The organism is Streptococcus sp. UMB1203, assembly GCF_030217725.1.
In the GTDB taxonomy this organism is placed as follows: Bacteria; Bacillota; Bacilli; order Lactobacillales; family Streptococcaceae; genus Streptococcus.
This window is the reverse complement of record NZ_JASOOK010000013.1, coordinates 1-23,707: the sequence shown is the minus strand read 5'-3', so window position 1 is coordinate 23,707 and position 23,707 is coordinate 1. Positions and strand designations below refer to the sequence as shown.

The window sequence follows — 23,707 nt, the reverse complement described above, 5'->3', positions numbered from 1 at the left end:
AAAGGATGGTGTAGCATATGGTATTAAAAGCAATTAAAGGCGCTCGCGTCTATGATATCGATGAGTCAGCGATCAATGATTTTGTTGGTCGTGGCTTTGAAATCTATGAAGATGGTGAATTAAAATATGGTGAATCTGTCGACAAGGTTTCAAAAGAAGAGTACGAAAAAGTTTTGGATGACTTGAAAAAAGCTAATGCTGAAATCAAGAAGCTGAAAGAAGCTAAGGAGTAACAGTCATGTATGCTAGTCCAGATTATTACAAAAAGACGTTTGTTGGTGTGATTTCTGCTGATTCAGAAGAACTGGCTAGCAAACTTAAATCAGCTTCTGACAAGATTGATATACTTACGTTCAATCGAATCCGTAGCATTGGATTCAATAATCTGACACCATTTCAGCAAGAAGTTATCCAAAAGGCTTGTTGTCAGATTGTTGACTTTGAGGAGGTTAATGCTGATTTGATAGCTACTACAGTTTCAAACTACAGCATTAATGGTGTGTCAATGCAATTTGGATCAAATTGGAATATCGCTACAGAACAAGGTATTGTTATTTATCGCAAAACCTATGAACTTTTGAAGCAAACAGGATTGACAAGGAGGGTTATTTGATGAAATTTCCACAACTTGTCTTACCTCAATTTTGCCAGACGCAAATCACAGTCACAGTCAACCAAGAAGGAGTTTCTGAAGACGGCGAACCTTTAGAGGCGTTCAGAGCTAATCTAAAGTGCAATTATCAGGACAGTGTCAAAACAGTCCTAACTGAACAGAAGAAGCTGGTCCAAATTACTGGGTCAGCTTATTTCGTTGGGGATATTGCACCGTATTTGCCTACATTGAGCGGTGGGACTGCAATTGTATTTGGTATTGTCAGGAGGATTGTGGACAGCCGGAAAGCTAGAAATCCAGATGGGACTGTTAACTATACCTACATCGGATTGGAGTGATGCTATGTTTGTGAATTCTACAGTAAAGCTAGATTTTGGCACTATCCGCAAACTGGAAAGGGCTCAAATCATAGCACTGGAACAGACTGCTGAATACCTGCATACAGAAGTTGTGCAGGCACAAGTCGTACCATTTGATAAAGGTGTGTTGCAAGGCGAAGCAATGGCTCCAGATTACTCACGTTCATCCCAAGGTGTAGTAAGCCTGGTACATTCCACTCCTTACGCAAGACGATTGTACTTTCATCCTGAATATCAATTCCAGACGAAAGAAAATCCTCATGCAAAAGGAAAGTGGTTTGAGGATTGGGCTGATGGTGGCAAGAAGTCACACAAAATAAAACAAGCCTACGGGCAACTTTACAAACAAATCACGGGGGTTTAAGCATGATTACATTAGCTGAAGTCCGTGACTGGATTAAAACATTTAATGCAGCTAATAACTACTACATTGGCAAGATCGATAATAAGCAAGAAAATAGTATAGGCATTTACCAACGAAAGACAATCGATGGTCCTCGGGTAGCAATCGGAGGCAGAACACTGGCAAGCTATGATGTCAAATCAATCAGCATCTTAATTCACTGGAACAAGAATGCGAATGAGACCGAGAAGCGTGCTCAGTACCTCTACAATCGTCTGTTTGAGGCTGAATTGGTTGTTATCGGTGGAATACCTGTTAAGATGATTGCCTTATTGCAGAACGAGCCTGTGGATGTAGGAACAGATGATAATAACGTGTATGAGCGTGTTATCGAGCTTGATTTATATTACGAAAGAGAAAGAGAGGGCAACTAATGGCTCAGAAAACTGGGGTATTCCCCGTATATGAAAACCAGTTCCAAGTAAATAAAGGAACTGCAGGAGTTGAATCACTTGTTGATATTGCAGACATGGAATCATTCTCAGTATCATTTGACAATGGTGTTGAAGAATGGAAACCATTTGACCAAAAAGGTTGGACACGTCGTTTGATGACTGCGAAGTCAGTTACAATTTCTGTTTCTGGTAAACGAAATGTAGGTGATGCAGGCAACGACTACATCGCAGATCTTGCGTTTAAAAATGGTCGCGATTCTGAAGCAGACTTCCAATGGACTTTCCCAGACGGAACCAAAATCAAATTTAAAGACGCGGTTATCAATCTTAAGGACTTTATCTCGGGGGATTCAACTGGCGTTGCACCATTGTCATTTGATGTTATGTCAAATGGTAAACCGGAAGTGGTACCAGCAGGTTAAATTAGAGGGTTTCGACCCTCTTTTTATTTTAAGGAGGAAATATGGTTGAAGCTGAAGAAACCAACGCAATTGCAACCATGGCTTTTATTGATACCGATACAGGTATTGAATACAAGGCTGGAGATACCGTTGATTTAAGCGGTAAATCCAAAGAGCGAATCGAAGCTATGGCAAGCAAAGAAAATCGAACTGGTCAAGTACTGATCAACATTTTATCTGAAGAAAAGGAAACCGAATAATGTCAAAAGTAATTGATATCACAGAAAAACTCAATTTTGAAGAAAATCCAAAATTGAAAATTAAAGATGCTGAAATTGAAGTCAATACAGATGCAACAACTGTACTGACTCTGATGCAGACTATCGGCGATGAAGAAGGAACTCCATCTGCCAAAAAAATGATGGAAATGTTTGAGCTAATCTTCCCTGAAAATAGTCGTAAAACACTTGATGAAATGCGTTTGAATTTTGCTGATTTAACTACAGTTATTGAAGCAGCGATGACATTGGTCATGGGAGAAGAAGAAGCGGGAGAACAGTGAGCCATACTATGACCTATTTGAGGATTTCGATTTAATCGTCAGTTCTCTTAGGACACAGTATGGCTTATCTGTATACTCTAATGAATTTAAGAATATGAAGTGGAAAGAGTTCAAGGCTCTCTTAGCTGGTTTGTCCGGAGAAACACCGCTTGGTCGAATCGTCCAAATTCGAAGCGAAGATGACCCTAAAATGCTAGAAGTATTTTCAGAAGGACAGCACCGTATTCGCAACGAATGGAGATTGAAACTTGCCAAAGAGAAAACAGAACAAGATTTGACTCAAGTTCTTGAAGAATTAAAACAAGCCTTTGTTGAGATGGCTAAGTAGGAGGTGATAGCTATTGGCACAAACAGTTGGCCAGATTGGTCTTGACCTTGTCGTCAACGACAAACAATTTAAAGGGCAGATGAGTGGCTTGCAAGGGATGGCGACGAAAGCTGCCAAGATGCTTGCAGGAGCATTTGCAATCAAGAAACTTGTTGATTTCGGAGCTCAAGCTATCAAGCTCGGCTCAGATCTCAATGAAGTGCAAAACGTTGTTGACGTTGCTTTCCCACGCATGAGCAAGCAAGTCGATGACTTTGCAAAACAAGCTATGTATACCTCTGGGTTATCAGAGACCATGGCAAAACGATACACCGGTACATTCGGTGCGATGACTAAAGCTTTTGGTTTTAACGAACAAAAAGCTTACGAGATGTCGACAGCCTTAACTAGTTTAGCGGGCGATGTGGCATCTTTTTACAACATTAGTCAAGATGAAGCCTACACAAAGTTGAAATCAGTCTTTACTGGTGAAACAGAGACGCTTAAAGATTTAGGTGTGGTCATGACTCAATCAGCACTTGATGCCTATGCAATGGCTAATGGCTTTGGGAAGACGACACAAGAAATGTCTGAGGCTGAAAAAGTTGCTTTGCGGTTCGCATTTGTAACAGACAAGCTTTCACTGGCTAGTGGCGACTTCGCTAGGACATCTGATAGTTGGGCTAACCAAGTTAGGATTATGAAGCTACAGTTCGAAAGCTTTATGGCAAGCGTCGGAGTTGGCTTGATTAACATTTTTACCCCAGTTATCAAAGTCATTAACTTTTTGCTCAGCAAATTGCTGACAGTAGGTAATGCTTTTAAAGCATTGACAGAACTATTTACTGGCAAGAAGTCTATGAAAGGCTCCGGTATTCAAGAAACTGCGGATGCAGTTGGTAATTTAGGAGAGGCTTCTGATGGTGCAGCAGGAGGAGCTGGCAACTTAGGAAAAGCCGCCAAAGGAGCCGGGAAGGCTGCGGATGGAGCTGGTAAAGCAGCTAAGAAAGCTGCTCAAGAAATGAAATCTCTCATGGGATTTGACCAAGTCAATAAACTATCTGACTCATCCGATAGCGGAGATGGTGGTGGAGATTCCGGAGGCAGTCCTGGTGGTTCAGGCGGCGGAGGTGGTGGAACACCTAAAGGCGCTGAAGTAGATATGGGGAAAATTGCTGAAGGTGGGAATCAATTAGACGGTTTGTTTGATGGATTATTTAAACGATTGCTTGAACTCGTCAAATTGTTCCAGAATGGTTTCAACGCTTCATTTAGATTCGATGGTGTTGAACGCCTTCAGAGTGCTTTAAAACGAATTGGCGAAGTACTTCAAGAGATTTTTACAGATCCAAAAGTTGTTGCTTCTTTTCAAACTATGCTTGATAAGATAGCTTATGCTCTAGGGCAGTTTACTGGCTCGATAGGGACTGTTGCTCTCGGGATAGGAGTCTTTATAGCTGAAAGTATAGCTAATGGCTTAGAACGCCAAAAAGAGCATATTAAAGGCGCTTTAGTATCCCTATTTACGAATATAGGTGGCATTGCAGAATCAGCTGGAAATATCGTCCAGATTTTATCAAATGCATTCTATGATGTCATCACATCGTCTGGAGCAGTAAGAATTGGCAGTGCGATTGTATCTGCAATTTTAAGTATCGGTTCAACAATTATTGATGTTGGTAGTAGCTTAGGTCGGGACCTTATGAAAGGATTAGAGATAATCGTTTCGGATAATGCCCCTGGATTAGTTAAGTTTTTAGCTGGTGCATTAGAGAAGTTAGCACCATTGTTTGAAACAATTGCAAAAGCTCTTGATGAATTAGGGAATATAATTAAGCGTAACTATGACAATGTTGTTAGTCCGTTTATTATTGGTTTTTCTAAAGGATTATCTAAGCTAATCGGACCTATCACTGCATTTGCTACGGTATGGAAAACAATAGAATTCGCTTCAATGATAGAACAAGCCGGCGGACTTCCGGCTGTTTTTGCTAATGTTAAGACTGCATTCGATAATGTTGGAACAGCAATTCATGCCGTAACAATTGCTAAAGTAAAAGATATTGCAGAAACTGCCATCCTAAACGCAATGTATGCAAAGGATTTTGTGGTTAATACAGCAACATTGATTGCCGAAAAAGGTCGAGAGGTGATTGCTTGGGGATTGAGTACTGCGGCTAAAGTTGCTGATACTTCAGCTAGTTTTGCAGCAACCGCAGGAGCAACAGCATTGAGCGCTGCGACGTGGGCACTCAATGCAGCAATGGCAGTATTGACAAGCCCAATAACCCTAGTCGTTGGAGCGGTGATTGCTTTAGTTAGTGTTGGAGTACTACTCTATCAAAACTGGGATATTATCAAAGCGAAATGTATTGAGATCTGGGGTGCTGTCCAAGAATGGTTTAATCAGGTTTGCACTAATATTGCGAACTTTTTTAGTAATTTGTGGACAAAGACCAAAGAAGTGTTTGCCCCTGTTTCTCAATGGTTCAAAGATAAGTTTAAACAAGCCTGGGATGCCATTGTTGCTATCTTTACTGGTATTGGTTCTTGGTTTTCTCAACGCTACAATGAGTTAAAAAGCAATCTTGCTTCTATTCCTGATTGGTTCAAAGACAAATTCCACAACGCGTGGACAGGTTTAACAGGTATCTTCAATCCTATTGCAAGTTGGTTTGCAGGGAAGTGGAGTAATATCCAATCTGCTCTTGCTAGTATACCAGGGTGGTTTTCTTCAAAATTCCACGAAGCATATAACAATGTCAAGAATGCATTTTCGGGCATTATCGGGTTTTTTAGCGGACTTTGGGGGCAAATACGCTCAACGTTTACTCACGTTGGAACCATGGTTGGAAGCGCCATTGGCGGTGCTGTACGTAGCGTTATTAACGGGGTGCTTGGCACGGTGGAAAGCACAATTAATAGTGGTATCGGATTGCTTAATAGTGCTGTTGGCGTAATTAATAAATTACCTGGTGTAAGTATCGGTGGCTTCAGTTACATTGGACTACCTCGACTTGCTCAAGGTGGCTTTGTTAAGGCCAATACACCACAAATTGCCATGATTGGTGACAACAAGCATTACGGTGAGATTGTTGCTCCGGAAAATAAAATGCTTGAAATGGCACGTCGTGCAGCGGAATTGTCAAATAATGGCGGTGGGCCAGAAGTTCTAGCCTTACTGACACAGTTGTTGCAAGCGGTTCGTGCTCTTGATTTGACAATTGATGGTGATAAAATCACCAAGAAAATTGTAGATAAAATCAATGAAATTGCAATTAAAACAGGGGAATCCCCCCTCATGATTTAGGAGGTATGCATGAGTGAAATATCAGTAGGTGGAGTAGCTCTTGCTTCTCCAGTTGAAATCAGTATCAATAATGAGATTATCTGGTCATCTTCCACAGGGCGTAGTGCTAGTGGATTGATGACGGGTGACGTCATTGCAGAAAAACGTACATTTTCCATCAAATGGGGAATTATCACAGAAGCAGAAAGAAATCTTATCAAGTCTAAATTGGTAGCTGGATTTTTTACTGCAAACATTTTAGGACAGTCTATCACTGGTTACCGCGGAACTATCACAGAGACAGTAATGGGGCGTCTGAGCGACGGTGTGACCTATTACAACGGCTTATCTGTATCTATTATCGAGCAGTAGGAGGAATTATGCTAGAAGTAACATCAGATTATATCAAAGCAATACAGAACCATCTGCGCGTGTTTGAGGCTAACTTTGACTTAAATGGTAAGAGATACACAAAAACCAAAATTGCATCAGCTACTTACGACAGTTCCATCGGTAATAGTAATGATTTTACAATTGGTGGTGGGTACATCAATAGTCTAGAAATTGAAATTAAAGAGATTATTGAAGGTCTGCAAGAAATGATGCCGGCAACAATGTCGGTAGCTATTGCGGGCAAAACCGTCCCACTTGGCAAGTTTTTTGTCACCGAGGTCAAGCTAAATCGTAATGATAAAAAGACAAAAATTAAGTTACAGGATGAGTTTGTTAGATTGTCTGGTGCTTATGATAGTCAGCTTACTTATCCAGCTTATACAAGGGATATTTTAGCTGAAATCGTGAGACTGACAGGTATTACGACAGATACTAATATCCAATTAGTAAATGATCAAGTTGCGAAGAAACTAGAAAAAACAAGTTATCGTGAGGCCTTAGTTTACTTGGCGCAATTATCAGGAAGCTTTGTTAGATTTAATCGTAATGGGAAGCTTGATTTTATCAAGCTAAAGACAATATCAAGGCATATCACAAAAGATATGTATAAGCCTGGAGGATTAGAACGTGATGAGATACCTTACAGGTTGAAAGGTATTGAGTGTAAGTCTGCTGATAAGGTTGTGTATAAATCAGGATTGTCCACAGGTAATATTATGAAGTTAAAAAATCCATGGGTTACACAAGAAATTCTGGATCGCATCTTCAACGAATACCGTGATTTTAATTTTTATCCATATACGCTTTCATGGCGAGGCGATATGGCTATGGAAGCTGGTGACTGGGTTACAGTACACTGGGATGAAAATATCTATTTTAACATTCCAATGCTGTCCTACAAACTTTCGTTTGATGGTGGTTTATCTGCCCATAGTAGCGGAAATGCTGCTGGAGTTGCACAAGGTACTTATAAATATAAGGGAGCCGTGCAACGTCAAATTGAGTATTTGGACGAACTTATCACTAAACAAGGTAGCATGTACCTTGATACAGCAAGCCCTACAAAACCAAAAAATGGAGATATATGGTTTAAACCTAATGGTGGCTATGTTGAAATGTGGGAACGTGTAGAAGGTTCATGGGTTAAAAAGGCAGACAGCGCTAATGTCGGAGAAATTGTCAATACGATAACCACTGATGAATTGCTAGCAAAAAAAGTTTCTGCAGCAATTGGTAATTACATTACGTTAAATGCCAAAAATATAATTGCTGGAGATCTGGATTTAGCACGTTTGCGAATCATGAATGGTTTGCAAGAGATTGTTTCCGTACGTGACGGCAAAGTTGTGATGAACATTGATAAGCTCACTATCAATGCTCAAGATGTAGCGACGAAAGAAGATCTAAAAAAAATTGAACTGACTCCTGGACCAAAAGGGGAACGTGGGCAACAGGGGGTACCTGGTGTCCAAGGTTTGCAAGGACTGAAAGGCGACCAAGGTATCCCAGGAAAAACTGGAGCTGACGGACGCACTCCATACTTGCATAGAGCTTGGGCTAATTCTGCTGACGGTCGTGATGGTTTTAGTACAACAGATAGCACAAATAAGCGCTATTTAGGTACGCTAACGGATTTCACAGAGGCAGACAGTCAGGATCCTACACATTATAAGTGGACGGCTTTATTTAGCACGACAGAGCAATCAGGTAATATCTTACTAGGCTCAAACACTGGATGGAGAAATAAACATCAGCAAGACTTCGTCTTGGCCGAACCTTTAAAATCTGGCAAACAGTACACTTTAAGCGCTAAATGGTGGAGGAGTGATAAAAGTACACTTAATTTTGGTATTCGTGAGAATCCTAGCGATAGCTGGCAGTGGATAAATTTAGCATATAGCTTTGAGCTGGATGTTTGGAGCGCTACTTTCACATCTAAGAAAAACCTTAACGCTGGAGACGTTGTATCATTCTTCACTGTAGAACTCGAAGGAATTGGTAATGCTGACTGGGCTGTTTTAACAGTTGGAGCCATACCTATGACGAGCTGGCAACCTCACTGGTCAGAGACTAAAAAGGATATTGACTCTAAAGCTGACCATAAATTGACTAATGGCCAATTAAATGCTCTAGCTGAAAAAGCTCAACTTCATGACGTAGAATTAAAAGCTAAAGCGACAATGGATCAGTTCAGTGATTTAGAAAAAGCCTATAATGCTTTGGTAAAATCAAATGCAGAAAGCCAAAAAAAATCTGAATCTGATTTAATCGAAGCGGGCAGAAGAATTGAGTTTTTATCAATAGAATTTGGTGGCTTGAAGGAGATGAAAAAGTTCATCGATACCTATATGAGCGCTTCAAATGAGGGGTTCATCATTGGAAAGAACAATGCTAGTTCATCAATCAAAGTCAGTCATGATAGGATTTCTATGTTTTCTGCAGGTAAGGAAGTAATGTATATTTCGCAAGGTGTGATTCATATCGACAACGGTATTTTCACCGCGTCGGTTCAAATCGGACGCTTTAGAACAGAACAGTATTATCTTGACAAAGATGTGAATGTTATTCGATATGTAGGAGGTTAAAAAGAGGAAAATGACTAAATTTATCAATTCTAGTGGCCCATTGCATTTGAACCTTTACGTCGAACAAGTTAGTCAGGACATTACTAATAACTCTTCGAAAGTAAGGTGGCGGGCTACTATCGACCGCGATGGAGCTTATAGAACATGGACTTATGGAAATATCAGTAACCTTTCTGTCTGGTTAAATGGCGCAAGTGTTCATAGCAGTCACCCGGATTACGATACGTCCGGAGAAGAGGTAACCCTCGCAAGTGGAGAGGTTACAATCCCTCATGACAGTGACGGGACAAAGACTATGTCTGTCTGGGCATCTTTTGACCCCAATAACGGAGTTCATGGCAACATTACAATTTCGACGAATTATACATTCGACAAAATTCCTAGGTCTACGCAAATTTCTAGCTTAGAAGGAAATCGAAATTTAGGCTCACTTCATACCGTCATATTCAATCGAAAAGTTAACTCGTTTACTCATCAAGTCTGGTATAGAGTTTTTGGAAGCGAATGGATTGACCTAGGGAAGAACCATGGAACAAGTGTATCCTTTACCCCATCTTTAGATCTTGCTCGACACTTACCTAAATCTAGTTCCGGGCTAATGGACATCTGTGTTCGAACATATAATGGGTCTACCCAAATTGGAAGCGATGTGTACTCTAATGGCTGGCACTTTAAAATCCCAGACAGTGTAAAACCTACCTTCACAGGTCTTTCATTAACTGATATGAATACGGTCGCAAGACGGCTTTTGAGTGGAAATGACTTTTTACAAATCATTTCAGATATCCAAGTAAACTTCAACAATGCGTCTGGCGCCTATGGATCTACTATTACAGGATATCGAGCTGAAATTGTTAATAAAAAAATGGTCGTAACTAAAAACGGTGGTAGTTTTGGTATCATGAACTTTAGCGGTTTAGCTACTATTCGAGCTTATGTTGTCGATAGTCGGGGTAAACAATCAGATACTAAAGATATTACTATCAACGTGATTGAGTATTATGCCCCCTCCTTTAGCTTCTCCGCACTTAGAACTAGAGGCAATCCAAATACATTGCAAGTGTTAAGAAATGCCCGAATAGCCCCTATAATGCAGTCAGGAAAGCAAAGGAATGTAATGTCCTTAACTTTCAAAGTTGCTCAGATAGGTAATGAGAATTTCACGGATGATAATGGGAGTGCATCTGGTAATTTTACAAGTATTCATACATTGACTAATTCAGCTGCTAACATGGCGGGGAATTATCCATCGAATAAATCCTTTGTGATTATTGGTAAGCTTGAGGACAAGTTTACAAGCGTTGAATTTTCAGCTACTGTTGCAACTGAAAGCGTAGTAATGTCCTATGATAAGAACGGGCGTGTTGGCATCGGTAAGGTTGCTGAGTTCGGTAAACCTGGTTCTTTAGACGTTCTGGGTGATATCTACGCAGACAACAAGCCTATCCAACAGCATCAGTTGACAAAAAATGGAGGAAACTCCTTGAGCGCTGAGATTGATTGGAACAACTACACAGATTCAGGCCAATACATGGGCTACAATCTATCAAATTCTCCAACCGGAGGGAATCCATGGAAACATGTGCAGGTTTTTAAGCATAATGATAACTGGGTAGTTCAAGTAGCTTATGATTTCTCAGGACAATTTTTAACAGTTAGAGCTAAAAGCAATGGTAATTGGACACGTTGGGTTGAGTATGCTAAAAAAGATGAGGTTTTATTAAAAACAGAAAGTAGTCCGACAGCCTGGCAAAATGCCAATTTACAAAATGGATGGGGTCATCATAGGGACTATGGGAATGTTCAATTTTCAAAAACATTTGACGGTATTGTGTATTTAAAAGGTACTTGTAAAGGCGGAAAGACTATCCGTGAGTCAATTATCTTTACTTTGCCTGAAAATTTCAGACCATCCACAATATTATATAAGACCGCACTAAATAATGATTATGGTTCTGCGGTTATCGGAATCTATCCAGGAGGTAACGTAGTCGTCAAAGGAAACGTTGATGCTACTTGGCTCAACTTTGATAATGTATCTTTCAAAATTTAAGGAGGAACTATGAAATTAGAGTACGGGACAAAGTCCCAAGAATTTGACGCAAGCGGCAAAGAATTCGCTACAAAGGTCACACTTGTTAATTCAGATGGTGCTATCGTACCTATCATGCTACCGGCTGATAAAATCAGCTTGTCCAATACTGAGCTTTTTGAGTTAGCTCTGGAGGCCCTTTATCAAGAGAATTTCCCACAACGTGCCGAAAACGAGAAGTTCAATAAGGTAGATGAACAAATCCAGAAAAACAAAGAGATGACCGCAAAGATGGAGCAAGCGACCGTGGAAAACAAGGAGAACCTTGACACGGTTTCAGCTATTACTGAGGTTCTCATCGCCCTAGCCATCTCTCAAAATGGGGGTATGCCTACTTATGCTTACAACAAAGTGGCTGAGTTCATCAAACCGCTTGTTAAAAGTACACGGTATGGAAACGGCGATATCATCGCTATGCCTTATCCGTTTGACACCAATCCGAAATGGCCAAAAGGAACCAAGACTATTTTCAAGTTCCAAATGCAAGCCACAGAGGGCTACACTTGGAAAGAACAGGCTCTTGCTGAGATGCTTCAGCAAGGTGTGCTGACCGTGGTCATGCCACGTATTGAGTAAAAGGAGGTTATATGCCAATTGAAGAAGCTGAAAAAATCGCTCAAAGTCAGGTAGCTTGGGCGATTTTGTTTATCTTACTTTTCTTTATTATCATTCGATATCTTATCAAGACTTCGGACAAGCGAGAGAAGAAGATTATGGATTTGCACGAGCAATCAAAGGCCGACTCTAACAGACGAGAAGAGCGTTTGATGACTCACCTGGAAAAAACTACTACAGAATTAACCACAATCACTCACGCGGTCGGAGATATTCAAAAAGAAATGGTCCGCATGAACGATCGCATGGAAGAAATCGAAAAAGGAGAATAACACATGCAACAAATTACTGAAATCATTATCGCTTCAGCTACTGGAATCTTGACTGTTTTGGCTGGTATCGCGGTCAAATCGATTAAGGATTTTTTGATTAAAAAAGGCGGTGAAAAGACCATCAAGATTGTCGAAATCCTTGCTAAGAACGCGGTCAACGCTGTGGAGCAAGTAGCTCAAGAGACAGGCTTCAAGGGCGAGGAAAAGCTGGAACAAGCCCGTACGAAAATCCGTGCTGAACTCAATAAGTACAATATCAGCATGACTGATAAGGACTTGGATACATTCGTTGAGTCAGCAGTCAAACAGATGAATGATGCGTGGAAAGGGGAATAATAATGGATATTGATACAAGTAGACTAAGAACTGACTTACCACAAGTGGGGGAGCAACCATACAGACAAATTCATGCACACTCAACAGGAAATCCAAATTCAACTGCCCAAAACGAAGCGGACTATCATATGCGTCGTCCTGTTGATTCTGGCTTCTTCTCTCACGTTGTCGGCAACGGCCGTGTGATGCAGACCTGGTACACAGATATGGGAGCCTACGATGTAGGAGGTGGCTGGAACGTTGAAGGCTATGGACAAGTAGAATTGATTGAAAGTCATAGCACAAAAGAAGAGTTTATGCGCGATTACAAGCTCTATGTTGAACTACTGCGCAACCTTGCTGATGAAGCAGGCATCCCTAAAACTCTTGACTCTGATAGCCTTGCAGGCATCAAGACACATCAGTATTGTACATACAATCAACCTCGAAACTACTCTGACCATGTGGATCCATACCCTTACTTGGCAAAATGGGGCATTAGCCGTGAGCAATTCAAGAAAGATATTGAAGGTGGTCTATCTGAAGCTGGCTGGAAACGTAATGAAACCGGCTGGTGGTGGGAAGAGTCAGATGGCTCTTATCCGACAAAACGCTGGAAGAAAATCAATAATGAGTGGTTCTACTTTGATGAACGTGGATACTGCCTAATCAACCGTTGGTTCAACGATGGTAAAGACTGGTTCTATCTTGATAAGCGTGGGGCAATGGTCACGGGCTGGATGTTCCTCAACCATCGCTGGTACTTCTTCAAATCAGACGGGCGCATGGCCACTGGTTGGGTGAAATACCGTGAAACCTGGTATTTCATGGAAGAAAAAGATGGCTATATGCTATCTAAGCAATTCATAAAATCTGGTGATGGCTGGTACTATTTGAAAGCCAACGGTGAACTTCACACAGATCCAGCTTTCAAAACCGAACCAGACGGGCTTATCACTATAATTGACAAACCAAAAGAAGAAAAATAAAAAAACAGAAAGAATTTCAAAATAGATTACACTAGACCGCAGGCTAAGGCTTGCGGTTTTTTTGTTTGCAAAAAGGGGCAAAAAAGGGGCAAAAATGTCGTAAACCTCTGTAAAATGATGCAAAAAATCAACTTTGCCCTCGCTTTAAAGCTCTAAATTTCAACGTATTGTGAAACAGTGTAAATTATCGTATCGCCTATAACTGTTGTGTGCTCTTTTTTTCGTGCTTTTTCCGAATAAATAAGATAGAATAATCTAGAATAAATGATAATAGAAAAGAGAAGATGATGAAAATTCGTGGTTTTGAATTGGTTTCGAGTTTTATAGATGAGAATTTATTGCCAAAGCGTGAGACAGCGCATGCGGCTGGTTACGACTTAAAGGTTGCTGTGCGTACGGTTATTGCGCCAGGAGAGATTGTCTTGGTTCCGACAGGGGTTAAGGCTTATATGCAGCCGAATGAGGTTCTCTACCTCTATGATCGTTCTTCAAACCCTCGTAAAAAGGGCTTGGTTTTAATTAATTCAGTTGGGGTCATTGATGGGGATTATTATGGAAATCCTGGGAATGAAGGGCATATTTTTGCACAGATGAAGAATATCACAGATCAAGAAGTTGTTCTTGAAGTTGGAGAACGTGTGGTCCAGGCTGTCTTTGCTCCTTTCTTAATTGCAGATGGAGATATGGCTGATGGCGTTCGAACTGGTGGATTTGGATCGACAGGGCACTAGGATGAAGATTATCTTTGTGCGTCACGGGGAGCCAGATTATCGTGAGTTAGAGAAGCGTTCTTATACGGGATTTGGGATAGATTTGGCACCCTTATCTGAGAAGGGACGGCAGCAGGCTCAGGAACTGAGCACCAATCCTTTATTCTCTTCAGCTGAAATAATCATATCTTCTGCAGTCACAAGAGCTTTAGAAACGGCTTCTTATGTGGCTTGTGTTACTGGACTTCCTTTGAGAGTGGAGCCATTATTGCATGAATGGCAGGTCTATGAAAGTGGCACAGATAATTTTGAAAAAGCTCGTACTATGTTTCTAGAAAATAAGGGGGAGTTACTTCCTAATAGTCCTATTCAATATGAGACATCTACGGAGATGAAGTCTCGTTTTCTAGAATGCATGGCTAAGTATCGATATTACCAGACCGTGATAGTGGTAACTCACAACATGCTCATGCGTCAGTTTGTGCCAAATGAGAAGATTGATTTTTGCCAAGTGATTGAGTGTGAGTTAGAGATATAGAAAGAGGTTTATCATCGCAAAGAAAAAAGCGACATTTGTGTGTCAAAATTGTGGGTATAATTCCCCTAAATATCTGGGACGTTGTCCTAACTGTGGGTCTTGGTCTTCTTTTGTAGAAGAGGTTGAGGTTGCCGAGGTCAAGAATGCGCGTGTGTCCTTGACAGGTGAGAAAACCAAGCCCATGAAACTGGCTGAGGTGACTTCAATCAATGTCAATCGAACCAAGACGGAGATGGAGGAATTCAACCGTGTACTTGGAGGCGGAGTGGTACCAGGAAGTCTCGTCCTAATCGGTGGGGATCCTGGAATAGGGAAATCAACCCTTCTCCTACAAGTCTCAACCCAGCTGTCTCAAGTGGGAACGGTTCTTTACGTCAGTGGGGAGGAGTCTGCCCAGCAAATCAAGCTACGAGCAGAGCGCTTGGGTGATATTGATAGCGAGTTTTATCTCTATGCAGAGACCAATATGCAGAGTGTTCGAGCTGAGGTAGAAAGAATCCAGCCAAACTTCCTCATTATTGACTCCATTCAGACCATTATGTCTCCTGAGATTTCAGGGGTGCAGGGGTCTGTTTCTCAAGTGCGTGAGGTGACGGCTGAACTTATGCAGCTGGCCAAAACTAATAACATTGCCATCTTTATCGTAGGTCATGTGACCAAGGAAGGAACCTTGGCTGGGCCTCGTATGTTGGAGCATATGGTGGATACGGTGCTTTACTTTGAAGGGGAGCGTCACCACACCTTCCGTATTTTAAGAGCGGTCAAAAACCGTTTTGGTTCCACTAATGAGATTGGGATTTTTGAGATGCAGTCGGGTGGCTTGGTTGAGGTCCTCAATCCGAGTCAAGTTTTTCTAGAGGAGCGTTTAGACGGTGCGACTGGTTCGTCCATCGTGGTGACTATGGAAGGGACGCGTCCGATTTTGGCGGAGGTTCAGGCTTTGGTAACACCGACCATGTTTGGGAATGCCAAGCGTACGACGACAGGACTTGATTTTAACCGTGCTAGCTTGATTATGGCTGTTTTGGAAAAGCGGGCAGGACTTCTCTTGCAAAATCAGGATGCCTATCTCAAATCTGCTGGTGGTGTCAAATTGGATGAACCTGCCATTGACTTGGCTGTTGCAGTTGCCATTGCTTCGAGCTACAAAGACAAGCCAACTAATCCTCAGGAATGTTTTGTGGGAGAACTTGGTTTGACAGGAGAGATTCGGCGTGTAAATCGTATCGAGCAGCGCATCAATGAAGCTGCTAAACTGGGTTTTACTAAGATTTATGTACCTAAGAATTCCTTGACAGGAATCACTCCGCCCAAGGAAATACAGGTCATTGGGGTGACAACGATTCAGGAGGTTTTGAAAAAGGTCTTTGCATAATCCGTGACAAATCCTCTTAAAAATGATAAGATAGGAGAAATATTTGACTATCAAATTTTCGAGGAGGGAATCGTGTCGTATTTTGAACAGTTTATGCAAGCCAATCAGGCTTATGTTGCCCTACATGGGCAGTTAAATCTGCCACTTAAACCCAAAACCAGAGTAGCTATTGTGACCTGTATGGACTCACGTTTGCACGTTGCGCAAGCTCTGGGCTTGGCACTTGGGGATGCTCATATCTTACGGAATGCAGGTGGTCGTGTAACTGAGGACATGATTCGTTCGCTAGTTATTTCCCAGCAACAAATGGGGACAAGAGAGATTGTGGTATTGCACCATACAGACTGTGGTGCTCAGACCTTTGAAAATGGACCTTTTCAGGAGTATTTAAAAGAGGAACTAGGTGTCGATGTGTCAGACCAGGACTTTTTGCCCTTCCAAGATATAGAGGAGAGTGTACGTGAGGACATGCAACTCCTTATCGATTCGCCCCTAATACCAGACGATGTTATTATCTCTGGTGCCATTTACGATGTGGATACAGGAAGTATGACAGTCGTAGAATTGTAAAAAATTCATTTAGAAAGAAAGTGTATGAAGAAAAACAGTATTTTATTTATTTTTATCTTATTGCTATGTATTGGTTTGCAGTATGAGACTATCTACTATACGGATGGTTCGATGTCAGGTGCGGAATATGGACTAATGGGAGTTTCTATCTTTCTAGCTCTCTTTTACATGATTCCGGCTCTTTATTTCCTTTTCCGTATTGGGAAAAAATGGGAATTGCCAAAGAACGCCTTGATCTTGTCTTTATTGGGTGGGATGTTCCTTTCAGGCTGGCTATCTAGCTTTGCTAATACCTACATCCATGATTTACTGGGGGTTCTTTTCCCAGATAGTGCATTTTTAAATGCCTTTGAAAGTGCTATTGTGGCTCCTTTGGTAGAAGAACCCTTGAAATTATTGCCACTTGTTTTTGTTTTAGCTTTGATTCCTGTTCGAAAATTAAAATCTTTGTTTTTACTAGGGATTGCTTCTGGTTTGGGATTCCAAATGATTGAGGATATTGGCTACATTCGTACGGATTTGCCAGAGGGCTTTGACTTTACTATTTCTAGGATTTTAGAGCGTATCATCTCAGGAATTGCCTCTCACTGGACTTTTTCAGGTCTAGCTGTAGTGGGTGTTTACTTGCTTTACAGAGCCTATAAAGGGCAGAAGGTTGACAAGAAACAGGGGCTTGTTTTCCTAGGTTTAGCCTTAGGAACTCACTTCTTGTTTAACTCTCCTTTTGTGGAGTTGGAGACAGAGTTGCCATTAGCAATTCCAGTGGTTACGGCTATTGCTCTTTATGGTTTTTATCAGGCTTATCGCTTTGTTGAGAAGAACGATGAGATGATGAACTAGAATATTTTTCAAAAGAATGATGAAAGGGTACAAATATGGTGCCCTTCTTTTATTTTTGATTGAAAAATAGTGCAAAAAACGCTACAATGGTAGATGGAAAAATCTTGTGAAAAGCACAAGCGATACATATATACCGGAGGAAATCATGTCTTTTTCTGATTTAAAGCTGTTTGCCCTTTCTTCTAATCAAGAATTGGCAAAACGTGTAGCGCAGGAGATTGGGATAGAGTTGGGGAAATCAAGTGTTCGCCAATTTTCAGATGGAGAGATTCAGGTCAACATCGAAGAATCAATCCGTGGGAAACACGTCTTTATCCTACAATCAACTAGCTCGCCTGTAAATGACAATCTGCTTGAAATTTTGATTATGGTGGATGCTTTGAAGCGTGCTAGTGCAGAATCTGTCAATGTTGTCATGCCTTACTATGGGTATGCACGTCAGGATAGAAAGGCGAGAGCGCGTGAGCCAATCACTTCAAAACTTGTCGCAAATATGCTTGAAGTAGCTGGAGTGGATCGTTTATTGACCATCGACTTGCATGCTGCGCAGATTCAAGGGTTCTTTGATATTCCTGTGGATCATTTGATGGGAGCTCCTCTGATTGCGGATTATTTTGAGCGTCGTGGCATGGTTGGTTCTGACTATGTGGTTGTCAGCCCAGACCATGGAGGGGTGACTCGTGCCCGTAAGTTGGCAGAATTTTTGAAAACATCTATCGCCATCATTGACAAACGTCGTAGCGTTGATAAGATGAATACCAGTGAAGTCATGAACATCATCGGTAAGGTCGAAGGCAAGACTTGTATCTTGATTGATGATATGATTGATACTGCTGGAACGATTTGTCACGCGGCAGATGCCCTTGCGGAAGCTGGTGCTGTTGAGGTCTATGCAAGCTGTACGCACCCAGTTCTTTCTGGTCCTGCTATGGACAATATCCAAAATTCAGCTATTAAGAAATTGGTTGTTTTGGATACCATCTATCTGCCAGAAGAGCGTTTGATTGATAAGATTGAGCAGATTTCAATAGCTCATCTCCTAGGAGATGCTATTGTACGTATCCATGAAAAACGCCCACTTTCTCCACTTTTCAGTATTGAGAAAAAGATTTAATGACCAAGCCTGAGATAATTCTCAGGTTTTTTTCGTCTCTTTTCCGAATAAATAGATAGTAGCAGAGAATCTAGTAAATCTAGATTAAAAAATGTGCTATAATGAAAGGAGGAAGTATGACTGTACGTCATCCGGGCATCAGCCCGACCAATGATTTGGTTGCTAAGAAAATCTTTAGCAATCCAGAAATCACTTGTCAATTTATCCGCGATATGCTGGACTTGCCAGCAAAAAATGTGACCATTTTGGAGGGAAGCAATATTCATGTCTTGCCTTCCCTGCCTTATTCAGCGCAGGATTTCTATACCAGTATAGACGTCTTGGCAGAGTTGGACAATGGGACACAGGTTATTATCGAAATTCAGGTGCATCATCAAAATTTTTTCATTAATCGCCTGTGGGCTTATTTGTGCAGTCAGGTCAATCAAAATCTTGAAAAAATTCGCCAGCAAGAAGGCAATACTCATCGAAGTTACAAACACATCGCACCAGTATATGCTATCGCAATTGTGGACAGCAACTACTTTCAGGATGATTTAGCCTTTCACAGTTTTAGTATGCGAGAGGATACGACGGGTGAGGTTTTGACAATTACAAACAATGGACAGGAAAACCATCTAGTAAAGATGGCATTCTTAGAACTAAAAAAGTACAGAGAGACCAGCAAGGATAGTGTTCGCAAGCCGTGGTTGGAGTTTTTTGGGAATAAACCCTTTACCCAAGAACCCGAGCGAGCCATTAGCCAAGCAGACCAACTGCTGGACTACAAGAGCTGGTCCGAGGAGGACAGGAAAATGTTTAGTGAACAACGCAGACGCGAAGAACAAGCCTTGTTAGCACAGGACTATACTTTGTAACAAGCTGAAGAAAAAGGACTGAAAAAAGGATTAGTAAATCTCGTTCGCCAGCATCTTTTAACCGTTGAGGTTGCCAGCCAGCAATTAGGCATGACAGTAGCTGAGTTTGAGTCACTCTTATAAGACCATCACAAGTAATAGCATTCTTGGAATTAAAAAAATACAGAGAAACCAGCAAAGATGAGGTTCGTAAGCCGTGGTTGGAGTTTTTCGGCAACAAACCCTTTACTCAGTAGCCAGAGCGATCCATCAGCCAGGCAGACCAACTGCTGGACTACAAGAGCTGGTCCGAGGAGGACAGGAAAATGTTTAGTCAACTACGTATGCGAGAAGAGAAAGCCTTGTTAGCACAGGACTATGCCTTGGAACAAGCTGAAGAAAAAGGATTAGAGCGTGGGAAAGTTGAAGGAAGGGAAACTTTTTGCCTTTTTAGATATGGTATGTCAACATGTTTTAACTTCCGAAGTTGCCAGTCAGCAGTTGTAGCTGCAACAGCAGCTATTAACGCAGCTCCAGTTCATGCATATGGTAACTGGTCAGGATGGGATGGTAGTGCAGGAAACCCAACACACCAAGATGGTGTAGTTGCTCCAGCTAACCAATACAAACCAGCGAAGCCAGTTACTAACCCACGCGGTTCTAATGACAACGGTTATGGTACTCCAACGCATACAAAAGGTACAGTTGCTGTAACAGTTATCGATCTTTCTACTGGTAAACCAGTAGCAGGTGCGACTGTTGACTTCAACGCTGGTGGTAAAACTTCATCAGTAACAACAGGTGCTGATGGTGTTGCTACTTTGTCAGATGTTGAACCAGGAACAGCCGTTTCGTATCGTTTGAATGTTCCAGCTGGATATGAGGAAGACTCATACAATGGTCATGTTACAGCAGTTGCTGGTAATGTTCCTGCAACATTCTCAATTCGCCCAGCAACACTTCAAAACAACCGCGATACAATTCATCCAGCACAACCAGGTCAATCATATGGTGAAGAAGTTAAATCACCATGGGTTAAAGATGACAAAGGTCAATGGAGCTATGTTCTTGATGAAAAAGGAACAAAAGCTACTGGTTGGAAACAAATTGATGGCAAATGGTACTATGCTTATAGTTCAGGAGCTCTTGCTGTCAGCACTACAATCAATGGTTACACAGTAAATGCCAACGGTGAGTGGGTTTAAAAGTGGAAAATTTACCTTATAAAATGTAAATTATGAAAAGAAAGCTTGTAAAATAGGCTTTCTTTTTTCTATTATGAGAGGTGTATTTGAAAATTAACATAAGTATATAATTGTATAAATAAAGTAACCTATTACTTGATTATATTTTTAGAAAGAGTTATAATAAAACCAAATATAATTCTAAAAAAGGGGTTTCACAAATGGATAAAAAGAAAATGATTTTAACTAGCTTGGCTAGTGTGGCTGTATTGGGAGCAGCATTTGCGGCATCTCAACCATCAGTCGTGAAAGCTGATGATTCTTCCAATGCAACTACTGCTTCAGCTCAACCAGCTGGCACAACTGATACATCAGCAACTAATTCAAATAGCACAACTAACCCTGCTGGAAATTCTGAGACAACAGAGCAACCAGCGGCTACTCAGCCAGCAGAAACTGGAGCTACTGACACTTCTAAATCAGAAGTTACAAGTCCAGAAATTAAAAAAGCTGAAGATGAAGCTAAAAAAGCTGAAGAAAAAGTTACTGAAGCTCAAGCTAAAGTAGATACAACTACTACTGCAGCTAACGAAGCTGATACAAAACTTGAAACTGAGAAAAAAGAAGCTACTGAAGCTGAAGCTGCAAAAACTGAAGCTGAAAAAGCTAAAACTGCAGCTGACGAAGAATTAGCTGCAGCAAAAACAAAAGCTGCTGAAGCTGACGCTAAAGCTAAAGAAGAAGCTAAAAAAGAAGCTGACGCTAAGAAAGAAGAAGCAGATTCTAAAGATGCTCTATCAAAAGCTTTAGATCAATTAGAAAAAGATATCGATGCTGATGCTAAGATTACAAATAAAGAAGAAGCTAAAAAAGCATTAGGTAAAAAAGATATTTTAGCAGCTGTTGAATCTGGTGATTTAAAAGCTGGGGATATTCTTAAAGAATTAGAAAACGACGATAAAACATCTCAAGCTAATGCTAAAGCAACTCCAGCTGAAGCTAAATCAGAAGCTGAATTACCAGCAGACATTAAAGCTGGGATTGACAAAGCTAAAAAAGCAGATGCTGCTCGTCCAGCATCAGAAAAAGCTCAAGAAAAAGCTGATGATTTAGGTGAAAAAGTTGATACGCTTAAAGAAGATGCTGATGCATTAAAAGCTGAAGAAGATAAAAAAGCTGAAGCTCTTAAAAAACAAGAAGATACATTAAAAGAAGCTAAAGAAGCTCTTAAATCAGCTACAGATAACGGCTCTGAGTCTGATATTGTTTCTTCATTAGATAAAGCTGTTAAGGCGATTGAAAAAGAGCGTGATGCTGCACAAAATGCATTTGATCAAGCTGCTTCAGATACTCAAGCTGTTGCTGATGAGCTAAACAAACTTACTGATGAGTACAACAAAGCTCTTGATGAAGTAAAAGCTGCTAAAGAAAAAGAGGCTAACGAGCCAGCTAAACCAGTAGAAGAAGAACCAGCTAAACCAGCTGAAAAAACAGAAGCTGAAAAAGCTGCTGAAGCTAAAAAAGAAGCTGATGCTAAAGTTGCTGAATTGCAGAAAAAAGCAGACGAAGCTAAAACAAAAGTAGACGAAGCTACAGCTAAAGCTACAAAAGAAGCTGAAGATGTAACAGCTGCTGAAGCTGCAAAAACTACAGCAGACAAAGCTAAATCTGACGCAGAAGCTGAATTAGCTAAAGCTAAAGAAGAAGCTGAAAAAGCAAAAGCTAAAGTTGAAGAACTTAAAAAAGAAGAAAAAGATAACTTAGAAGCTCTTAAAGCTGCTTTAGATCAACTTGAAAAAGAAATTGATGCTGATGCTAAAATTACAAATAAAGACGAAGCTAAAGCTGCAATCGGTAAAGATGCTTTATTAAAAGCTATCGAAGATGGTGTCATCACTGCTACACAAGCTGCTAAAGAATTAGAAGATCAAAATACAACTGCTGAAGCAACTAAAGATCAAGACCCTCAAGCAGACGAAATCGGTGCTACAAAACAAGAAGGTAAAGCTCTTTCTGAGCTTCCAGCTGCTGATAAAGAAAAATTAGATGCAGCTTATAACAAAGAAGCTTCTAAACCAATCGTAAAAAAACTTCAAGACATCGCTGATGATTTAGCTGAAAAGATTGAAAAATTAACTAAAGTAGCTGACAAAGATAAAGCTGATGCTACTGAAAAAGCAAAAGCAGTAGAAGAAAAAAATGCGGCATTAGATAAACAAAAAGAAACTTTAGAAAAAGCTAAAACTGCACTTGCAACAGCTAAGAAAAACAATGCTGAACAATCTATCCAAGATGGATTACAAGATGCTGTAACTAGATTAGAAGCTGCTGTTGCTTCTGCTAAAACTGCTGCAGATGAAGCTCAAGCTAAATTCGACGAAGTTAACGAAGTAGTGAAAGCTTACAAAGATGCAATCGATGAACTAACTGATGATTACAACGCAACTTTAGGTTATATCGAAAACTTAAAAGAAGTTCCTAAAGGTGAAGCACCAAAAGACTTCGCAGGTGGAGTAAATGATGATGAAGCAACTACTGAGCCTGCTAAGGAAGCGGATGAGGTTCCAACGGTTCCTAATGCTCCAGAATTCAATGGTGGGGTAAATCCTGCTGACGCTCCTACAGCTGAAGAAAAACCTGAATTCACAGGTGGAGTAAACGATGAAGAAGCGCCTACAACACCAGCAACTCCAGAGTTCAATAGTGGTGTAAATGATGATAATGCTCCTACTCAACCTAATAATCCTGAATTCAACGGAGGAGTAAATGATACAACACCTCCTACTGAACCTAATAAACCAGAGGGAGAAGCTCCAAAACCATCTAAACCTGAAACTTCAAACGGAGATGCACTTGTACAACCAGAACTTCCAGAATTCAACGGAGGAGTAAATGATACAACACCTCCTACTGAACCTAATAAACCAGAGGGAGAAGCTCCAAAACCATC

Annotated in this window: 25 protein-coding genes and 2 pseudogenes; all 27 read left to right on the top strand. The window is 40.8% G+C overall.

All coding sequences use genetic code 11. From position 1 onward, the window contains the following. Positions 1–17: 17 nt before the first annotated feature. The gene (locus tag QP439_RS04750) at positions 18–233 is read left to right on the top strand and encodes a hypothetical protein (protein ID WP_285388041.1); all 216 of its coding nucleotides are present in this window, start codon (positions 18–20) and stop codon (positions 231–233) included. Positions 234–238: 5 nt separating this feature from the next. Then, positions 239–613 carry a head-tail connector protein gene (locus QP439_RS04745; RefSeq protein ID WP_285388039.1) on the top strand — a complete coding sequence of 125 codons (375 nt, stop codon included), beginning with the start codon at positions 239–241 and terminating at the stop codon, positions 611–613. Then, positions 613–951, top strand: a complete 339-nt coding sequence (locus tag QP439_RS04740) for a hypothetical protein (protein WP_084911557.1) — start codon at positions 613–615, stop codon at positions 949–951. The genes QP439_RS04745 and QP439_RS04740 overlap by 1 nt, the downstream gene beginning before the upstream one ends. After that, positions 914–1,336 (top strand): hypothetical protein, encoded by a 423-nt coding sequence (locus QP439_RS04735; RefSeq protein ID WP_285388035.1) that lies wholly within the window; start codon positions 914–916, stop codon positions 1,334–1,336. Before QP439_RS04740 ends, QP439_RS04735 begins: the two co-directional genes overlap by 38 nt. A gap of 2 nt (positions 1,337–1,338) precedes the next feature. Further along, the gene (locus QP439_RS04730; RefSeq protein WP_285388033.1) at positions 1,339–1,749 is read left to right on the top strand and encodes a phage tail terminator protein; all 411 of its coding nucleotides are present in this window, start codon (positions 1,339–1,341) and stop codon (positions 1,747–1,749) included. Next, on the top strand, positions 1,749–2,192 hold the full coding sequence (locus tag QP439_RS04725; protein ID WP_285388031.1) for a phage tail tube protein: 444 nt from the start codon (positions 1,749–1,751) through the stop codon (positions 2,190–2,192). The genes QP439_RS04730 and QP439_RS04725 overlap by 1 nt, the downstream gene beginning before the upstream one ends. Before the next feature lie 41 nt (positions 2,193–2,233). Further along, entirely contained in the window at positions 2,234–2,431 is a 198-nt protein-coding gene (locus QP439_RS04720) for a hypothetical protein (protein WP_285388029.1), read from the top strand. After that, positions 2,431–2,733, top strand: coding sequence for a hypothetical protein (locus QP439_RS04715; RefSeq protein WP_084911549.1), 303 nt, complete (start codon positions 2,431–2,433; stop codon positions 2,731–2,733). The genes QP439_RS04720 and QP439_RS04715 overlap by 1 nt, the downstream gene beginning before the upstream one ends. A 34-nt stretch (positions 2,734–2,767) precedes the next feature. After that, positions 2,768–3,061 (top strand): Gp15 family bacteriophage protein, encoded by a 294-nt coding sequence (locus QP439_RS04710; protein WP_239682736.1) that lies wholly within the window; start codon positions 2,768–2,770, stop codon positions 3,059–3,061. 13 nt (positions 3,062–3,074) lie between these two features. Next, complete coding sequence (locus QP439_RS04705; RefSeq protein ID WP_285388026.1) at positions 3,075–6,350, top strand: phage tail protein; 3,276 nt, start codon at positions 3,075–3,077, stop codon at positions 6,348–6,350. A 9-nt stretch (positions 6,351–6,359) separates the two neighbouring features. Next, positions 6,360–6,701, top strand: a complete 342-nt coding sequence (locus QP439_RS04700; protein WP_049479251.1) for a hypothetical protein — start codon at positions 6,360–6,362, stop codon at positions 6,699–6,701. Positions 6,702–6,709: 8 nt separating this feature from the next. Beyond that, entirely contained in the window at positions 6,710–9,307 is a 2,598-nt protein-coding gene (locus QP439_RS04695; RefSeq protein WP_285388021.1) for a collagen-like triple helix repeat-containing protein, read from the top strand. 10 nt (positions 9,308–9,317) lie between these two features. Next, on the top strand, positions 9,318–11,360 hold the full coding sequence (locus QP439_RS04690; RefSeq protein WP_285388019.1) for a DUF859 family phage minor structural protein: 2,043 nt from the start codon (positions 9,318–9,320) through the stop codon (positions 11,358–11,360). A gap of 9 nt (positions 11,361–11,369) precedes the next feature. Beyond that, on the top strand, positions 11,370–11,975 hold the full coding sequence (locus QP439_RS04685) for a DUF1366 domain-containing protein (protein WP_285388017.1): 606 nt from the start codon (positions 11,370–11,372) through the stop codon (positions 11,973–11,975). 11 nt (positions 11,976–11,986) lie between these two features. Further along, positions 11,987–12,286 carry a hypothetical protein gene (locus QP439_RS04680; protein ID WP_001810279.1) on the top strand — a complete coding sequence of 100 codons (300 nt, stop codon included), beginning with the start codon at positions 11,987–11,989 and terminating at the stop codon, positions 12,284–12,286. Positions 12,287–12,289: 3 nt separating this feature from the next. Then, positions 12,290–12,622, top strand: a complete 333-nt coding sequence (locus QP439_RS04675; protein ID WP_007518800.1) for a phage holin — start codon at positions 12,290–12,292, stop codon at positions 12,620–12,622. A 2-nt stretch (positions 12,623–12,624) separates the two neighbouring features. Next, positions 12,625–13,590, top strand: a complete 966-nt coding sequence (locus tag QP439_RS04670) for an N-acetylmuramoyl-L-alanine amidase family protein (protein WP_007518801.1) — start codon at positions 12,625–12,627, stop codon at positions 13,588–13,590. A gap of 287 nt (positions 13,591–13,877) precedes the next feature. Next, positions 13,878–14,321 carry a dUTP diphosphatase gene (locus tag QP439_RS04665; protein WP_261447002.1) on the top strand — a complete coding sequence of 148 codons (444 nt, stop codon included), beginning with the start codon at positions 13,878–13,880 and terminating at the stop codon, positions 14,319–14,321. Beyond that, positions 14,281–14,838, top strand: coding sequence for a histidine phosphatase family protein (locus tag QP439_RS04660; RefSeq protein ID WP_261447001.1), 558 nt, complete (start codon positions 14,281–14,283; stop codon positions 14,836–14,838). The genes QP439_RS04665 and QP439_RS04660 overlap by 41 nt, the downstream gene beginning before the upstream one ends. Before the next feature lie 13 nt (positions 14,839–14,851). Further along, a complete protein-coding gene (gene radA / locus QP439_RS04655; RefSeq protein WP_247953655.1) occupies positions 14,852–16,213 on the top strand; it encodes a DNA repair protein RadA in 1,362 nt (453 codons plus the stop codon). Between the two features lie 72 nt (positions 16,214–16,285). Then, positions 16,286–16,783 (top strand): beta-class carbonic anhydrase, encoded by a 498-nt coding sequence (locus tag QP439_RS04650; protein ID WP_004240973.1) that lies wholly within the window; start codon positions 16,286–16,288, stop codon positions 16,781–16,783. 24 nt (positions 16,784–16,807) lie between these two features. Next, entirely contained in the window at positions 16,808–17,623 is an 816-nt protein-coding gene (locus QP439_RS04645; RefSeq protein WP_261121600.1) for a PrsW family intramembrane metalloprotease, read from the top strand. 145 nt (positions 17,624–17,768) lie between these two features. Further along, positions 17,769–18,737 carry a ribose-phosphate diphosphokinase gene (locus QP439_RS04640; protein ID WP_000010168.1) on the top strand — a complete coding sequence of 323 codons (969 nt, stop codon included), beginning with the start codon at positions 17,769–17,771 and terminating at the stop codon, positions 18,735–18,737. 116 nt (positions 18,738–18,853) lie between these two features. After that, a pseudogene (locus QP439_RS04635) lies at positions 18,854–19,717 on the top strand (Rpn family recombination-promoting nuclease/putative transposase). A gap of 14 nt (positions 19,718–19,731) precedes the next feature. After that, positions 19,732–20,080: pseudogene (locus QP439_RS04630) on the top strand (Rpn family recombination-promoting nuclease/putative transposase); the annotation flags it as partial. After that, positions 20,035–20,778: a carboxypeptidase-like regulatory domain-containing protein gene (locus QP439_RS04625; RefSeq protein WP_084926806.1), complete on the top strand. Its 744-nt coding sequence runs from the start codon at positions 20,035–20,037 to the stop codon at positions 20,776–20,778. The pseudogene QP439_RS04630 and the gene QP439_RS04625, both read left to right, overlap by 46 nt. Positions 20,779–20,978: 200 nt before the next feature. After that, a partial coding sequence (locus QP439_RS04620; protein ID WP_285387999.1) for an SIALI-17 repeat-containing surface protein occupies positions 20,979–23,707 on the top strand: 2,729 nt, incomplete at its 3' end.

Excerpts from the sequence above, each read along its gene's own strand:
- QP439_RS04750 (WP_285388041.1), top strand. The coding sequence starts at position 18 with ATGGTATTAAAAGCAATTAAAGGCGCTCGCGTCTATGATATCGATGAG.
- QP439_RS04745 (WP_285388039.1), top strand. The coding sequence starts at position 239 with ATGTATGCTAGTCCAGATTATTACAAAAAGACGTTTGTTGGTGTGATT.
- QP439_RS04740 (WP_084911557.1), top strand. The coding sequence starts at position 613 with ATGAAATTTCCACAACTTGTCTTACCTCAATTTTGCCAGACGCAAATC.
- QP439_RS04735 (WP_285388035.1), top strand. The coding sequence starts at position 914 with ATGGGACTGTTAACTATACCTACATCGGATTGGAGTGATGCTATGTTT.
- QP439_RS04730 (WP_285388033.1), top strand. The coding sequence starts at position 1,339 with ATGATTACATTAGCTGAAGTCCGTGACTGGATTAAAACATTTAATGCA.
- QP439_RS04725 (WP_285388031.1), top strand. The coding sequence starts at position 1,749 with ATGGCTCAGAAAACTGGGGTATTCCCCGTATATGAAAACCAGTTCCAA.
- QP439_RS04720 (WP_285388029.1), top strand. The coding sequence starts at position 2,234 with ATGGTTGAAGCTGAAGAAACCAACGCAATTGCAACCATGGCTTTTATT.
- QP439_RS04715 (WP_084911549.1), top strand. The coding sequence starts at position 2,431 with ATGTCAAAAGTAATTGATATCACAGAAAAACTCAATTTTGAAGAAAAT.
- QP439_RS04700 (WP_049479251.1), top strand. The coding sequence starts at position 6,360 with ATGAGTGAAATATCAGTAGGTGGAGTAGCTCTTGCTTCTCCAGTTGAA.
- QP439_RS04695 (WP_285388021.1), top strand. The coding sequence starts at position 6,710 with ATGCTAGAAGTAACATCAGATTATATCAAAGCAATACAGAACCATCTG.
- QP439_RS04690 (WP_285388019.1), top strand. The coding sequence starts at position 9,318 with ATGACTAAATTTATCAATTCTAGTGGCCCATTGCATTTGAACCTTTAC.
- QP439_RS04685 (WP_285388017.1), top strand. The coding sequence starts at position 11,370 with ATGAAATTAGAGTACGGGACAAAGTCCCAAGAATTTGACGCAAGCGGC.
- QP439_RS04680 (WP_001810279.1), top strand. The coding sequence starts at position 11,987 with ATGCCAATTGAAGAAGCTGAAAAAATCGCTCAAAGTCAGGTAGCTTGG.
- QP439_RS04675 (WP_007518800.1), top strand. The coding sequence starts at position 12,290 with ATGCAACAAATTACTGAAATCATTATCGCTTCAGCTACTGGAATCTTG.
- QP439_RS04670 (WP_007518801.1), top strand. The coding sequence starts at position 12,625 with ATGGATATTGATACAAGTAGACTAAGAACTGACTTACCACAAGTGGGG.
- QP439_RS04665 (WP_261447002.1), top strand. The coding sequence starts at position 13,878 with ATGAAAATTCGTGGTTTTGAATTGGTTTCGAGTTTTATAGATGAGAAT.
- QP439_RS04660 (WP_261447001.1), top strand. The coding sequence starts at position 14,281 with ATGGCGTTCGAACTGGTGGATTTGGATCGACAGGGCACTAGGATGAAG.
- QP439_RS04645 (WP_261121600.1), top strand. The coding sequence starts at position 16,808 with ATGAAGAAAAACAGTATTTTATTTATTTTTATCTTATTGCTATGTATT.
- QP439_RS04640 (WP_000010168.1), top strand. The coding sequence starts at position 17,769 with ATGTCTTTTTCTGATTTAAAGCTGTTTGCCCTTTCTTCTAATCAAGAA.
- QP439_RS04625 (WP_084926806.1), top strand. The coding sequence starts at position 20,035 with ATGTCAACATGTTTTAACTTCCGAAGTTGCCAGTCAGCAGTTGTAGCT.